Source organism: Pseudoalteromonas xiamenensis, assembly GCF_030994125.1.
Taxonomy (GTDB): domain Bacteria; phylum Pseudomonadota; class Gammaproteobacteria; order Enterobacterales; family Alteromonadaceae; genus Pseudoalteromonas; species Pseudoalteromonas xiamenensis_B.
In genome coordinates this window covers 1,545,072-1,560,056 of sequence record NZ_CP099917.1, presented here as the reverse complement: position 1 = coordinate 1,560,056, position 14,985 = coordinate 1,545,072, and the positions used below count along the sequence as shown (strand labels likewise).

The 14,985-nt window shown below is 44.9% G+C and carries 14 protein-coding genes; 12 read left to right on the top strand and 2 right to left on the bottom strand.

Features of this window, described 5'->3' with window-relative positions; translation table 11 throughout:
* The first annotated feature begins 738 nt into the window (after positions 1–738).
* Together rfbC and rfbD are read left to right on the top strand one after the other, a co-directional pair.
* The gene (gene rfbC / locus NI389_RS07205; RefSeq protein ID WP_308362205.1) at positions 739–1,275 is read left to right on the top strand and encodes a dTDP-4-dehydrorhamnose 3,5-epimerase; all 537 of its coding nucleotides are present in this window, start codon (positions 739–741) and stop codon (positions 1,273–1,275) included.
* Positions 1,276–1,280: 5 nt separating this feature from the next.
* Positions 1,281–2,123: a dTDP-4-dehydrorhamnose reductase gene (rfbD, locus tag NI389_RS07200; protein ID WP_308362204.1), complete on the top strand. Its 843-nt coding sequence runs from the start codon at positions 1,281–1,283 to the stop codon at positions 2,121–2,123.
* A gap of 90 nt (positions 2,124–2,213) precedes the next feature.
* Here the strand turns inward: rfbD and NI389_RS07195 are convergent, their stop codons facing one another.
* Together NI389_RS07195 and trhP are read right to left on the bottom strand one after the other, a co-directional pair.
* Positions 2,214–2,462, bottom strand: coding sequence for a YfhL family 4Fe-4S dicluster ferredoxin (locus tag NI389_RS07195; protein ID WP_308362203.1), 249 nt, complete (start codon positions 2,460–2,462; stop codon positions 2,214–2,216).
* Positions 2,463–2,465: 3 nt separating this feature from the next.
* A complete protein-coding gene (trhP, locus tag NI389_RS07190) occupies positions 2,466–3,824 on the bottom strand; it encodes a prephenate-dependent tRNA uridine(34) hydroxylase TrhP (protein WP_308362202.1) in 1,359 nt (452 codons plus the stop codon).
* A gap of 337 nt (positions 3,825–4,161) precedes the next feature.
* On the opposite strand from trhP, the gene ndk reads away from it, so the two are divergent.
* The 10 genes from ndk (at position 4,162) to NI389_RS07140 (ending at position 14,966) form a co-directional block, all read left to right on the top strand.
* The gene (ndk, locus tag NI389_RS07185; RefSeq protein WP_208844156.1) at positions 4,162–4,593 is read left to right on the top strand and encodes a nucleoside-diphosphate kinase; all 432 of its coding nucleotides are present in this window, start codon (positions 4,162–4,164) and stop codon (positions 4,591–4,593) included.
* Between the two features lie 226 nt (positions 4,594–4,819).
* Positions 4,820–5,953 carry a bifunctional tRNA (adenosine(37)-C2)-methyltransferase TrmG/ribosomal RNA large subunit methyltransferase RlmN gene (locus tag NI389_RS07180; protein WP_308362201.1) on the top strand — a complete coding sequence of 378 codons (1,134 nt, stop codon included), beginning with the start codon at positions 4,820–4,822 and terminating at the stop codon, positions 5,951–5,953.
* A 144-nt stretch (positions 5,954–6,097) separates the two neighbouring features.
* Complete coding sequence (gene pilW / locus NI389_RS07175; RefSeq protein ID WP_308362200.1) at positions 6,098–7,594, top strand: type IV pilus biogenesis/stability protein PilW; 1,497 nt, start codon at positions 6,098–6,100, stop codon at positions 7,592–7,594.
* Positions 7,591–8,445, top strand: coding sequence for a RodZ domain-containing protein (locus tag NI389_RS07170; protein WP_308362199.1), 855 nt, complete (start codon positions 7,591–7,593; stop codon positions 8,443–8,445). Before pilW ends, NI389_RS07170 begins: the two co-directional genes overlap by 4 nt.
* Positions 8,446–8,450: 5 nt before the next feature.
* Positions 8,451–9,554: a flavodoxin-dependent (E)-4-hydroxy-3-methylbut-2-enyl-diphosphate synthase gene (gene ispG, locus NI389_RS07165; protein ID WP_308362524.1), complete on the top strand. Its 1,104-nt coding sequence runs from the start codon at positions 8,451–8,453 to the stop codon at positions 9,552–9,554.
* Between the two features lie 142 nt (positions 9,555–9,696).
* A complete protein-coding gene (gene hisS / locus NI389_RS07160; RefSeq protein WP_308362198.1) occupies positions 9,697–10,974 on the top strand; it encodes a histidine--tRNA ligase in 1,278 nt (425 codons plus the stop codon).
* 9 nt (positions 10,975–10,983) lie between these two features.
* Entirely contained in the window at positions 10,984–11,598 is a 615-nt protein-coding gene (locus tag NI389_RS07155; RefSeq protein ID WP_308362197.1) for a YfgM family protein, read from the top strand.
* A 9-nt stretch (positions 11,599–11,607) separates the two neighbouring features.
* Positions 11,608–12,783 carry an outer membrane protein assembly factor BamB gene (gene bamB, locus NI389_RS07150; protein ID WP_308362196.1) on the top strand — a complete coding sequence of 392 codons (1,176 nt, stop codon included), beginning with the start codon at positions 11,608–11,610 and terminating at the stop codon, positions 12,781–12,783.
* A 73-nt stretch (positions 12,784–12,856) separates the two neighbouring features.
* Positions 12,857–14,323 (top strand): ribosome biogenesis GTPase Der, encoded by a 1,467-nt coding sequence (gene der, locus NI389_RS07145; RefSeq protein WP_308362195.1) that lies wholly within the window; start codon positions 12,857–12,859, stop codon positions 14,321–14,323.
* Between the two features lie 247 nt (positions 14,324–14,570).
* A complete protein-coding gene (locus NI389_RS07140) occupies positions 14,571–14,966 on the top strand; it encodes a VOC family protein (protein ID WP_308362194.1) in 396 nt (131 codons plus the stop codon).
* Positions 14,967–14,985: the final 19 nt, after the last annotated feature.

The following is a 14,985-nucleotide window of genomic DNA, read 5'->3' as shown; positions in this document are numbered from 1 at the left end:
GAGCTACCCGAATGAAAATTTCGCAACTATACTCATCATGAATGGAGGTGGGTATGTTAAAAGTGAATGTTTACTTCGAACAAATCGAAGACGCGTTGGAAGAGCGACAAAACCCCGATAGAAGAAAACGGCAGATCCCGATTTCCCCAGAGCAAGAAAGACGAAGGTCACAACGGCGTAAGAAAACGTCAACAATGGACAGGAGAGGGCTATTCGCCTGATGTGGGCTTACGTTGGTTAGTTGAAAAGCCAGTGGTGCCGTTTGATTTGGGAATTTGAATATTCTAAAGAAGCAGGAAAACGAGGCTTTCCTCGTTTTCCTGCTTGGCCTGAGGTGTAAAAATTGCTTCTGCTAGTTCATCGAGTGTTTCGCTACTCAAAATAGGGTTTTACGCAATCAATGAGGTTGACGCGCATACAAGTTAGTATGTCATTGGCAAAAGAGAAATGCGAAATCTGGGCAGAGGATGGTCTGCGTCGTTGAATTTGTCTCGAGTGTTGTATGATCGAGTCCTTCAAGAATTACTTTCCTATATCAAAGAGTGATTCTCCTACGTGGTGGTTTGGTTCCGATAGGGCGTTTGCTTCGGGTGAAATGGAGGCTAGGCCTAATGGTTTAACTTGCGATGAGTTGTATGCAATTAATAACTGAGGAATAAAGCCTGCCGGATGACATTTATTCTCTACACATCGCGTATCTCTGATAAACTTATAACATACTCATTTTTAACACCTACTATGAACGTTTTTGACACCCAAATCCACGATGTGAAGTTAATCCAACCGCAGGTTTTTAGTGACGAACGAGGTTACTTTCTTGAAACGTTTCAAAAAGAACGTTACGAGGCGCTTTTAGGTTGCTCGCTGCAATTTGTTCAAGACAATTATAGCCGCTCGAAGCAAGGTGTGCTTAGAGGTTTGCACTTTCAAAAAACGCAGCCGCAAGGTAAGTTGATTCGCGTGAGCGAAGGCGAGATTTTTGATGTGGTGTTTGACCGACGAGCGGGTTCCCCGTCATTTGGTCGGTGGGTTGGTCGCATACTTTCTTCGTCAAATCACCATCAATTATGGGTGCCACCAGGGCTCGCGCATGGTTTTCTCGTGTTGAGTGAGTCCGCCGACGTCGAGTATAAATGCACGACCTTTTACAACCCAAGTGATGAAGGCGCGATACGTTGGGATGACCCTGAAATAGCCATTGAGTGGCCGTTGAACGGAAAACCGTTGGTGTCTGAAAAGGACCAAAATGCCCCGTTTTGGACGACGATAAAGTGACGTGGATGATTGTCGGAGCAAGAGGGCAACTTGCGTCCTGCTTAATCGATAGACTACCTCGAAGTGTGGTTGTACACGCATTTTGTCGGGAGAAGCTCGATATCACTAATGAAGAAAGATTTTTGCAGGTGGTTGCACAAATAAGACCTTCGGTAATCATCAATTGTGCAGCCTTTACGCAGGTGGATTTAGCCGAAGAAAATCAAGGACAAGCGTATTCTGTAAATGCGTTGGGTGTTGAAATTATTGCTCGTTGTGCCAATCAGATCGGCGCGTTGGTTGTGCATGTTTCAACAGATTATGTCTTTGCGGGAGATGCTCACGCTCCTTATGAAGTTGACGCTTTTTGTGCCCCAAAAACGGCTTATGGAAAAACAAAGCTTGAGGGCGAGAGGTTGCTAATCGCGACGGCATTTGATTTTGTGATTGTGCGTACGGCATGGTTGTTTAGTGAATATGGGCAAAACTTTGTCAAAACGATGTTGAAGCTCGCCAACACACAATCCTCTTTAAAAATCGTCGATGATCAAATCGGCAATCCTACTTATGCTGGGGATTTGGCGAGGTTTATCATTTGGCTGGTGGAGTCAAAACAATATCGCAATCAAATCACGCATTTTGTCGGAGACAAGTCGCTCAGTTGGGCTGAATTTGCGAAAGTGATTTTTAATCACGCATTAACGATTGATGTACTTGATAAAGTTCCCGAAGTTATTCCTATAACGTCTAGCGATTATCCAGTTAAAACACCAAGGCCGTCTTACAGCGTATTAGCGACTACGCCGTCACCTGTACCGAATGACTGGCAAGCATCCTTAGTGCAGGTTTTAGGCTGTGTGCAACGGTAGGTAAAAGTATTTTCTTCGCCAGATTGAGTGAATTTGACGTTATCTTGAATTTGAGAAGCGAGGCCTAGGCCTCGCTTACAGGAGTTGATGTCAGTTTTGCGTTAGCCTTAAGAACTTCTCGGCTAATTCATCGAGTGTTTCACGCCGTTCCGGATCGGGTTTTACGCAATCGATAGGGCAGACACTGACACACGTTGGTTTGTCGTAATGACCTACACATTCCGTACACTTATCGGGATCGATTTCATAAATCTTTGCTCCCATATAAATGGCTTCGTTCGGGCATTCCGGCTCACACATGTCACAGTTGATGCATTTTGAGTTGATGAGCAATGCCATTTATTAGCCCTTCTTAAACGGGTTACGAGTGTCCTCATGATCGTTTAAATTACGCATCAAAATAGCGTGTGACAAGTCGATATCTTCAGGCAATGGAATTTTCACAATGTGGCCGGAACCTTTTGCGTCGTCAATTTTTTCGCCTTTGCGGTTTTCCATGTGCTCAAGGTTAAAATGAATGTTGCCTTGAGGAGTCATCAATTCAAGTCGGTGACCGGTACAGAACTTATTTTTTACATCAATTTCGACTAATCCATTACTCGTGCGGCCCAGCACTTCCCCAACAAATTGTTGCTGGTCCGAGACAGAGTGACCATAGTCGTAGTTTTGATATTCTTGATGTACGTGACGTTTTAAGAAGCCTTCTGTGTAACCACGGTGAGCAAGGTTCTCTAATGTACTCATTAAGCTGGCATCAAATGGGCGACCAGCAACGGCATCGTCAATCGCGCGACGGTAGACTTGAGCTGTGCGTGCTACGTAATAGAATGATTTAGTACGGCCTTCAATTTTTAGGCTGTGTACACCCATTTTAGTCAGTTGGTCAACGTATTGAACGGCACGTAAATCTTTGGAGTTCATGATATACGTACCATGCTCGTCTTCGAATGCTGGCATATATTCGCCTGGACGACCTTGTTCTTCTAACAAGAAAATTTCGTCGGTTGGTTTGCCTTCGCCAAGCGTTGGGATGATTTGTTTTGGGTCAAATTTATGAACAACATCGCCTGTGGCTGTTTCAACGGCTGGTTTTGCATCGTAGCTCCAACGACATGCATTTGTACATGTGCCTTGGTTTGGATCGCGCTTATTAATGTATCCGGACAGCAAGCAACGACCTGAATAAGCCATACACAGTGCGCCATGAACAAACACTTCGAGTTCGGTCTGCGGACATAGTTCGCGAATTTCTGCAATTTCTTCAAGCGACAATTCGCGTGACAAAATAACACGCTCAATCCCTTGTTTAGCCCAGAAGTTCACCGTGGCAAAGTTAACCGCGTTCGCTTGCACTGAGAGGTGAATAGGCATATCCGGCCATTTTTCACGCACCAACATAATCAAACCAGGATCAGACATGATTAGCGCATCAGGCTTCATTTCAATTACGGGTTCAATATCGCGCATGTACGTCTTTACTTTTGCGTTATGTGGTGCAATGTTTGAGACTACGTATAGTTTTTTGTTTTGCGCGTGCGCCTCGTTAATACCTAATGCGAGGTTATCAAGATCAAATTCGTTGTTACGCACACGGAGACTATACCGCGGTTGGCCCGCATAAACGGCATCGGCTCCGTAGGCGAATGCATAGCGCATGTTCTTTAAACTGCCTGCCGGTGATAATAATTCTGGTGTAAACATGAGAACCTCATACATTGAACTGAGTACAAGTCAGCTGCTGGGGTAAGTAAGCAATAGGCATGAATTTAATCTATGCCACACTCTAAAAGCGGCGCATTATACAGAAATGCGAAAATAATCACATTACTTTTAGTGTGGTTATTTTTTTCAAACGGTCACAATGAGTTCACCACTCATGGAATCACACCGTCTTCGTATTTCTGTAAAACAATCCACGTAAATTGGTTTTGTTGCGCAAAAAATGTGCGCAAAAGTTAAAACGAGCCTAGGTTTTTCACACTAAAGCGCGTATAATCCGCGGCCGTTAACATTCACTAAGCTAATTTTGGAGCAAAAGATGGCTTTAGAGCGTACTTTTTCTATCGTTAAGCCTGATGCGGTTGCTAAGAACCACATCGGTGCTATTTACAGCCGTTTCGAAGCTGCAGGTCTTAAGATCGTAGCTTCTAAAATGGTTCACCTTTCACAAGAGAAAGCAGAAGGTTTCTACGCAGAACACAAAGAGCGTCCTTTCTTTGGCGCACTAGTGTCTTTCATGACTTCTGGTCCAGTAATGGTTCAAGTTCTTGAAGGTGAAGATGCAGTTCGTAAGAACCGTGAAATCATGGGCGCAACGAACCCAGCTCAAGCAGCTGCTGGTACTTTACGTCACGACTTCGCTGACAGCATCGACGAAAACGCAGTACACGGTTCAGACGCTCCAGAGTCTGCAGCACGTGAAATCGCGTACTTCTTCGCTGACGAAGAAATCTGTCCACGTACTCGTTAATCTCGAGTCTGGCCAAGAAAAAGGGGCTTTCGAGCCCTTTTTTCGTCCCTAAGCTCACTCGCAAAATTGCTTTCCTCCCGTTTGAATAAAGCCATTTTGCAAGTTAGCTAAACTGGTTTTGTTTGGTTGATTTTTGTACAATTATCATCTGAAGTGTATTTGTTGTGCCAATGCAGTCGTTAGGCAGACACAAACACGTTGTTGTTACCGTCACAGAGGTTGTTCCATGGACACTAATGTTAAGAAAATTAATCTACTTGATCTCAACCGCGAGGGAATGCGTGAATTATTTGCGTCATTTGGCGAAAAGCCGTTCCGTGCGGATCAGGTGATGAAGTGGATTTATCACTTTGGTGTCGACAACTTTGACGATATGAGCAACTTAAACAAAAAGCTACGTGCGACATTGATTGATAAATGCGAAATCAAGGCGCCAGAAATCGCGGTGAAGCAAGTTGCCTCAGACGGTACGATTAAATACGCACTACGCCTTGAAGGTGGTCAAGAAGTAGAAAGCGTTTGGATCCCAGAAAAAGACCGCGCAACGCTGTGTGTGTCTTCGCAGGTTGGTTGCGCACTTGAATGTACATTCTGCTCGACGGCGCAACAAGGTTTTAACCGTAATCTTAAAGTATCTGAAATCATCGGTCAGGTCTGGCGCGTTGCGACCGACATCGGTTTGTATAACGATAGCACACGTCGTCCTATTACGAACGTGGTGATGATGGGCATGGGTGAGCCGCTTCTGAATCTCAACAACGTAGTTCCAGCGATGGAACTGATGATGGACGATTGGGCATTTGGTTTATCAAAACGTCGTGTAACGCTCAGTACTTCAGGCGTTGTTCCAGCACTCGATTTACTTAAAGAAAAAATTGACGTTGCACTTGCCATTTCATTGCACGCGCCAAACAACCCGCTTCGTGATGAAATTGTGCCAATCAACAAAAAATACCCAATCGAAGAATTCTTGGCTGCATGCCGCCGTTATATCGATGGTTCTAAAGCGAACAAAGACGTGACCATCGAATACGTGATGTTGCAAGGCATCAACGACTCAACCGATCACGCTCATGAATTGGTTCAAGTATTGAAAGGCACACCGTCGAAAATCAACTTGATCCCATTTAATCCGTTCCCAGGAAGTGATTATCAGCGTTCAAGTAACAGTCGTATTGACCGCTTTTCAAAAGTATTACAAGAAGCTGGCCTTACCTGTATCGTTCGCCGTACACGTGGCGATGACATTGATGCCGCCTGCGGTCAGTTGGTCGGCGATGTGAAAGACCGTACGAAGCGCTTATTGAAGAAAAAGCAGCTTGATGACAACGCGATTGATGTTTCAATCAACGCCGGTTAAATAAAAAATGGGGGTAGGTCGTCAGGCTTTACCCCCTTTGTTTAAACGAATTTTGAAAAATCCTATTCAATTTTCGAAAAATAGATGAATCACAAAGGCTTTTCGGTAATATAAAGGCAATAACGGATTGAGATGCAAAACGTAATGCGAAAAGTACTTGTCTTACCCTTCACGATGTTTGCACTAAGCGGATGCGTAACGCAAACCACTTACGTTGGTAGCGAACAACCTGTCGTTGAAAATAAAATTGATAACATCGAAGCGGCGAAAACGCGTATTTCTTTAGCGCTACAATACCTTACTACCGGCAACACCACACAAGCGAAGTTTAATTTAGAGCGGGCTTTAAATCTGGCTCCTTCGTTACCTGAAGTGCATTACTCCCTAGCTTATTACTATCAAAACGTTGGTGAAAATGCGATGGCTAAAAACGCCTATATCAAGGCGCTTGAAATCGAGCCGAACGATCCGAATACTTTAAACAACTATGGTGCATTTTTGTGTGGTATTGGTGAATACGGTGAGGCAAATGAACAGTTTTTAAAAGCGATAGCTATTCCTAGCTATTTGCGTGTTGCGCAAAGTTATGAAAATTTGGCCTTGTGCTCGATTAAAGACAATAAATTTGATGCGGCTGAACAACACCTGCGAAGTGCCATAAATCACAATGGTCAGCGCCAATCTTCACTGTTGTTGCTGGCTTCGCTTCTGTATGCGAAAAGTGATTTACATCAAGCGCAGCAAGTTTTAAAGCTGTTTGAAGACAAAGGCTTCGTCTCTGCGGAAAGTTTGTTTATTCGCTACTTGGTTGATACGCGTATGGGACGTATCGAACAAGCTCAAACACAAAGCAAAACATTATTACAAACCTATCCAACCTCTCAACAAGCAGGGTGGGTAAGAGACAATACGATTGCTCAAAGTGACATAGAGCAACTTCGAGAGCAATACCGCCAAGCGCAATTAGACGCGCTAACGCATGATGGCAATGAACGGTTTGTAAAACAGCCAACGATTAAAATAACGCGAAAAGTTGCCCCAAGTCAGGCTGAAAACAAGGAGCGATTCAGAGTTGATTCAGCGGCTAAACAGAAAATAAGTAAACCTGACAGTACAACTAGCGGCGTATCGATTAGAACGGCTCAAAAACCTCGTACAGACGAGCGTACTGAAACAGAAGCGCACCCTGTGCAGTTTTATGAACCGGATCCAAATGACATCGTGTTTACTGAGGATAGTTCGCAACCACAGGTTAGTTTTGTCGAGCCTACGTTAGTTACTAGTGCGAGCGAAAAAACGTTGTTGAACCCTGATATTCCGTTGCCTAAAGTGCCATTTCATGAACTGCAAATTGGTGAAAATCTGTTTAGTGTTTCGGTTAAATACAACATTAAGCTTGCGATGTTATTGCAATGGAATGACCTTAAAGAATCGGCTCGTTTGTCGATTGGCAGCAAAGTCTATTTAAACAACCCTCGTGTTACAGCACCGATCGAAGCCGGCGACTCGTTACTGGATGTGGCAAATCGCTATCAGGTTATGGTCGATGAATTAATGCGTTGGAATAAATTAACACCGGACGTGACCCTAAAAGAGGGGTACTCCTTATTAGTCGTGGATCCAAGTACCTACAAGCTATGAGCGAAGAAGAAAATACACAACCACAAAACACTCTCGGACAAACCCTAGCGCAGGCGCGTGCAAGCCGAAATATAAGCGTCGACTTTATTGCGACTCAGCTTAAAATTACGCCACAACAAATCGAGCGCATTGAAGCGGATGATTACCTGACGCTCGGACCGGAAACGTTTGTCCGTGGCTATATCAAGGCATATTGCCGAATTGTGGAGCTAAATCAAGACGAAGTCTTTGCGCTTTATGTGGGCCATCCAGTACCAGAAAAGTCTCGTCGAATGAAAAGCTTTTCGCGCCGTACTGAAAAAGAAGCCAATGATAGTCGTTTAATGTGGGTAAGCTACGCCATTTTGGCCTTGGTGATAGGATCGTCCATTTTTTGGTGGTGGCAAACGACGTCGTCATCGGAAATCACGCCGTCAAATAACACCGTACAAACCATTGAATTGACGCAAGCCGAGACCAATGACAGTGCACCTGAATCTGAAATGCTCGCAGATAAACTTGAAAACACCGAGGTTGAAACGGCAGAAAGTGCACTGATTGTTGAACCTTCAGTAGCCGATTTAAGCGTAGATAAAGCGGAAAACAACTCGAAAGCAAGTGATGGTTTGAGTACAATTGTGATGAATTTCCGTGAAGAAAGCTGGGTCGAAATTTTTGATGCTACGTCAGAGCGCATTGCGTTTGGTGTCAAAAAGGCAGGTTATCGAATGACGGTTGCGGGTAAAGCTCCATTTTCAGTGGTGCTAGTTAAACATCACGCGGTGGATGTGACGCTCGATGGTCAGCCAGTTAATTTGTCTCACTTGCAAAAGAATCGCTTAGCTAAATTTAAATTACCGTTAACTGAGTAATCGTGATGTTTTCAGAATCTCCTATCATACGCAGAAAGTCGACACGCATTTATGTGGGTAATGTACCCATTGGTGATGGTGCACCAATTGCCGTTCAGTCGATGACGAATACCAACACGATGGATGTTGATGCAACCGTCGCGCAAATCCGTGCAATTCAAATGGCCGGCGCTGATTTAGTTCGTGTGTCAGTGCCGACAATGGACGCAGCTGAAGCGTTTCGCAGCATTAAAGAGCAAGTCGATATTCCAGTCGTTGCGGATATTCACTTTGATTACCGTATCGCGCTAAAAGTCGCTGACTATGGCGCGGATTGTTTGCGTATCAATCCAGGCAACATTGGTAGTGAAGATCGAATTCGTGCGGTGATTGATGCGGCAAAAACGCACAGCATTCCGATTCGAATTGGTGTCAATGGCGGTTCGCTTGAGCGAGATCTACAAGAAAAATATGGTGAACCGACGCCTGAGGCGTTACTCGAGTCGGCAATGCGTCATGTCGACATCTTACGTCGTTATGACTTTGACCAGTTTAAAGTGTCTGTGAAAGCATCTGATGTGTTTCTAGCCGTTGGTGCGTACCGTTTGCTTGCCAAAGAGATTGAGCAGCCACTTCATCTCGGAATTACGGAAGCCGGTGGATTTCGTGCGGGCTCTGTAAAATCCGCTGTGGGTCTTGGGATGTTGCTGGCAGAAGGGATTGGAGATACGCTCCGAATTTCATTGGCTGCCGATCCGGTTCAAGAAGTGAAAGTGGGTTATGACATCTTAAAGTCTCTGCGCATTCGCTCTCGAGGCATTAACTTCATCGCTTGCCCTAGTTGTTCAAGACAAGAATTTGATGTGGTTAATACCATGAATCAACTTGAAGAACGATTAGAAGACATTATTGATCCTATTACGGTTTCGGTAATTGGTTGCGTGGTGAACGGTCCAGGTGAAGCTTTGGTGAGCGACATAGGGCTTGCGGGAGCAAATCGTAAGTCGGGGTTGTACATCAATGGTGAACGTAAAAAAACGCGCATTGACAATGATGATGTCGTTGACCAACTCGAAGCGCAGATCCGCGGATATTTACAAAGCAAAATCGATGTAAAGGTGGTAGAATAACCACCTTTTTCGTTTAAAGATCGTTTACGTTTTAGCCGAGCTAGTTATAATAGCGAGCTATTTATTTTCTATATTCTGGGACAGCTCCCTCTCCTGTGGCTTTGAAGCGCACAGTGCATTGATTAAAGGTTAGGATTTTTTCGTGGCAAAACAAATTCAGGCAATTCGTGGCATGAACGATTGTCTGCCAGGCGATACGCAAATTTGGCAGAAGGTTGAAGGCATCTTACGTGAGACGGTCGCGTCTTATGGATATCAAGAAATTCGTTTCCCAATCGTAGAGTCAACGGACTTATTTAAGCGTTCAATTGGTGAAGTGACAGACATTGTCGAGAAAGAAATGTACACGTTTGCCGACCGCAATGGCGACAGTCTGACACTTCGTCCTGAAGGTACAGCCGTCTGTGTACGTGCAGGCAATGAAAATGGCCTGCTTTACAACCAAGAACAACGTCTTTGGTACATGGGACCGATGTTTCGCCATGAACGCCCACAAAAAGGTCGCTACCGTCAGTTCCATCAATTTGGATTGGAAGCGTTTGGCGTAGCAACTGCGGATATTGATGCAGAAGTAATTTTGCTTACAGCACGTTTGTGGAAAGCTTTTGGGATTAGTGATTACGTTCGCCTTGAATTAAATTCATTGGGCTCAAACGAAGCTCGTGCGAATTACCGTGATGCATTGGTTGCTTTCCTTGAACAGCACATTGATGTATTAGATGAAGATGCAAAGCGTCGTATGTATTCAAATCCATTGCGCGTTCTTGACACTAAAAATGCTGATATTCAAGCGGTGTTAGTGGATGCGCCAAAGCTGTCTGAGCATCTAGATGAAGAATCTCGCGAACATTTTGCAAATTTATGTGAACGTTTAGACGCAGCAGGCATCCAATACCAGGTTAACGAAAAGCTAGTTCGTGGTTTGGACTACTATAATCGCACCGTTTTTGAATGGGTTACCGATAGTTTAGGGGCTCAAGGTACGGTGTGTGCGGGTGGTCGTTACGATGGTCTCGTTGAGCAACTGGGTGGCAAAGCAACGCCAGCGGTTGGTTTCGCGATGGGGATGGAGCGTTTAGTTTTACTTCTTCAAGCATTGGAATGTGTTGGTGAACTTCGACGTGATGTTGATGTTTATGTAGCAGCAATGGGCGATAAAGCGAGTATTGCCGCGCCAGTGATAGCAGAAGAACTGCGTACGTCTGTGGCTGGGCTTCGCGTCATGGTTCACGCGGGCGGTGGCAACTTTAAAAAACAATTTAAGCGTGCAGATAAAAGCGGTGCACTCGTCGCTCTGATTTTTGGGGAAGACGAGTTAGCACAAGGTGTGGTTACAGTTAAGTATCTGCGCGAAGAAAAAGAACAAGTTACGCTTTCTATAAACGAAGTTAAAACACTTCTAGCGGACTTGATTGCATAAGAGGTAAGCATGGAAATTTATTCAACAGAAGAACAACAAGCCGAAGCAATAAAACGATTTTTCCGTGAAAATGGTGTTTCACTTGCGCTGGGTATTGTCTTAGGTCTGGGCGGCCTTTATGGCTGGAAAGCCTATAATGCGCATCAAATCGATGTGGCAGACAAAGCATCTAATGCGTTCAACACATTCGTTGAGTCAGAAGACGCTTTGGCAAAAAGCGACGCGTTCATTGCGGACAATTCGGGTTCAAATTACGCGGTGTTAGCTGCATTTGTCGCGGCGAAAGAAGCCGTTGAACAAAAACAACTGGACAAAGCAGCTGAGAAATTAACTTGGGCAGCTGAAAACGTGAAAAATGAAGAGCTTAAGGCAACCGCATTGCTTCGCTTAGCCCGAGTTCAGGCGGCCCTTGGTCAAGCGGATGTTGCTTTTGCAACGCTTGAGAAAAAAATGCCAGAGGGTTTCGCGGCTCAAGTAGCGGAAATCAAAGGTGATATTAAACTGTCTTTGGGTGATGAAGCCGCGGCGCGCGCAGCATACCAACAAGCGGTTGATAAAGGTGGTTTGGACAATAACCCAACCCTACAAACGAAGTTAGACAATCTCGCTCAAGCTGCAAACTAAGGAGTGAGGATGAAGAAGTTCAGTCTAGCTGTACTTGCGCTCTGTGGCTCTGCTTTATTAGCAGGTTGTACATCGAAAGATGAAGAAGAATTGGTGTTACCTGACATTAATAACCAGTTCAAAACGCAAGTCGTTTGGCAAGAAAGTGTCGGCAATGGCGTAGAGCATTATTTCTCGCGCCTAACGCCAGCTGTTTATAAAGACACCGTATATGCGGCCTCTCGCGATGGTATTGTTTCCGCATTCGCATTAGCGGATGGTAAGCGTTTATGGCGCACTGATGTGCGTGAAAACAGTTCAATTTGGCCATGGCAAGGCGGTGAAGGTGCAAAATTGTCAGGCGGCATTTTGCAGGCGTTTGGCAAGCTTTACATCGGCTCTGAACACGGTTCGGTTATCGCGCTTGATAGAGAAACGGGTGAGGTGTTATGGCGTAAATCGGTGCCAGGTGAAGCGCTATCTACACCAGCGGCTGGCGAGGGCCTTATCTATGTCAATCTAGGTTCAGGTAAGTTACTTGCTTTACATCCAGATACGGGCGAAGAACGTTGGACGTATGAACAAGAGATGCCAGCATTGACCTTACGCGGCCTCAGTTCACCAAACGTTGCCGCGGGCGGTGTGTTGGTTGGCGAAGAAACGGGTCGTTTATCTGTCTTGATTGCGAACTCAGGTTTTGCAGCATGGAGTGCAGATGTTGCTGTGGCAAAAGGCGCGTCAGAGTTTGAACGTTTAGTTGATGTTGACACAAAACCACTGGTTAGTGGCGCATATGTTTACTCAATAGCCTATAATGGCAACTTAGCGGCACTGGACTTACGTACCGGCAATGTGGTGTGGAAACGTGAATACAGTAGCTACCGTGAAATGACCATCGAAGGTCAAACGATTTACCTTGTGGATAGTGACGGTGTGGTTTACGCACTCGATAAAGATTCGGGTATTGAACGTTGGAGTCAATCAGCGCTACGTGGTTGGTATTTAACGGGACCAGGCGTGTTAGGTGACTATTTAGCGCTTGGTGACCAAGAAGGTAATCTACATTGGTTGAACCGAACAACGGGTGAACTCGTTGCTCGAGCAGAATTTGATGGTTCAGGTTTTTATGTTGAACCAATTCAAGCGGACGATAAGTTAATTGTTATCACCCGTGATGGCGAGATAAGCGCAATCGCCAAGCCTTAATCCGGAATAATCCGAATGGTTTTTTGAGGCTTCGCATTGCGAAGCCTTTTGTTGTTTATTGAAGGGGTTGTATATGCTTCCTGTGATCGCTCTGGTAGGGCGACCTAATGTTGGTAAGTCTACACTGTTTAACCGATTAACTCGTACTCGCGACGCGTTAGTTGCCGATTTTCCTGGTTTAACTCGTGACCGTAAGTATGGTCATGCAAGTTATGAAGGATATGAGTTTATCGTTGTTGATACTGGCGGTATCGATGGGTCTGAAGAGGGCATTGAAACGGAAATGGCTCAGCAGTCGCTATTGGCGATTGAAGAAGCTGATATCGTTTTGTTCTTGGTAGACGCAAGAGCAGGCCTAACGAGCGCAGATATCGGCATTGCCGATCACCTTCGTAAACAGCAAAAGAAGAGCTTTGTTGTCGCTAACAAAACAGACGGCATTGATGCTGATTCGGCTGCGGCGGAATTTTATCAGCTAGCATTAGGTGAAGTGCATCATATCGCTGCGGCGCATGGTCGAGGGGTAACTCAACTTCTAGAGCACACACTTCGCCCAGTACTTGGTGATTTGAATGAAGAAATCGCGGAAGAAGAAGCTGAATTCGACAATGCATTTGATGCTTTTGACGAAGAACATGTCGATGGAGAAGAAGAGGTCGAGGCTGAAGATAAACCAATTAAATTGGCAATTATCGGTCGTCCCAATGTAGGTAAGTCAACACTTACAAACCGTATTCTTGGTGAAGAACGTGTTATTGTTTACGATATGCCTGGCACGACGCGTGACTCTATTTATATTCCAATGACACGTAATGACCGTGAGTACATTTTGATTGATACGGCGGGTGTTCGTAAACGTAAGAAAGTTTCTGACGTAGTTGAGAAATTCTCAGTGATCAAAACGTTGCAAGCGATTGAAGATGCTAACGTCATTTTATTGGTCATTGATGCTCGCGAAGGAATCTCTGACCAAGACTTGAGTTTACTCGGTTTTGCGCTTAATTCAGGTCGCTCATTGGTTATTGCGGTAAACAAGTGGGACGGGCTTGATGAGTACGTTAAAGAGCGTATTAAATCAGAGCTTGACCGTCGACTAGGTTTTATAGATTTTGCACGTATTCACTTTATTTCAGCGTTACACGGTACGGGTGTAGGCCATTTATTTGAGTCGGTAGAAGAGGCTTACGATTCTGCAACGCGTCGTGTGTCTACTGCAATGCTACGTCGTATCATGGATATGGCTCAAGCCGACCATCAGCCGCCGATGATCCGTGGCCGTCGTGTTAAACTTAAATACGCACACGCGGGGGGATATAACCCACCTCGAATCGTTATTCATGGCAACCAAGTGGATGATTTACCAGATAGCTATAAGCGCTACTTGATGAACTACTATCGTAAAGCGCTTAATATCATGGGCACACCGATTAAAATTGAATTCCGTGAAGGGGATAACCCATACGCGAATCGCAGCAACAAAATGACGCTTTCTCAAAAGCGTAAGTTGCGCCGCTTTATGTCGGAAAATCGTAACAAATAGTTGGTGCGAACTGGAATTCAAAACCCCCTCGAAGCAAAAGTTTCGAGGGGGTTTTGTTTTTAGCGCGGAAATTTTTTTCGGACATCTTTTAGTGAGCACAAGAGCCAACTTTTATTTGGGGATTACTTAAGTATGTGTTTTATGATTTAAAATGGCCGTGATTGGACTCACTGGGTAGCGCACAATTTGACTTACTTCTATTCCATACTTCAATATAAAAAGAATATACATGGAAAAGTGAGGGTCTATGTCGCAAGTCATCAAAATGGTGATTTATGTGGAAGATGTCCCCGAGGTTTTAGATTTCTATTATCAGGCTTTTGGGCTGACAACGGCACATTTAAGTGAAATGGGTGATTATGGCGAGTTAGATACTGGCGAGATTGTCGTCGGCTTCGCGACGCATCCATTGGCTCAATCGCAATTCAAACAGAATTACATTCGAAGCCATCCAAAACAACCTGCATTAGGGTATGAATTAATCATTTCCTGTACGAATGTGTTTGAAGCGTATGATAAAGCTGTGGAAGCAGGGGCTGAACCTTATTGTCCACCGGGAATTCGCGGCAGTGATTGTAAGGGATACGTGCGTGCAATAGAGGGGACGCTTATCGCGCTGGTGAATATAACCGAGCAGCAGTAAGGCAAAGCGATGCTTCGCC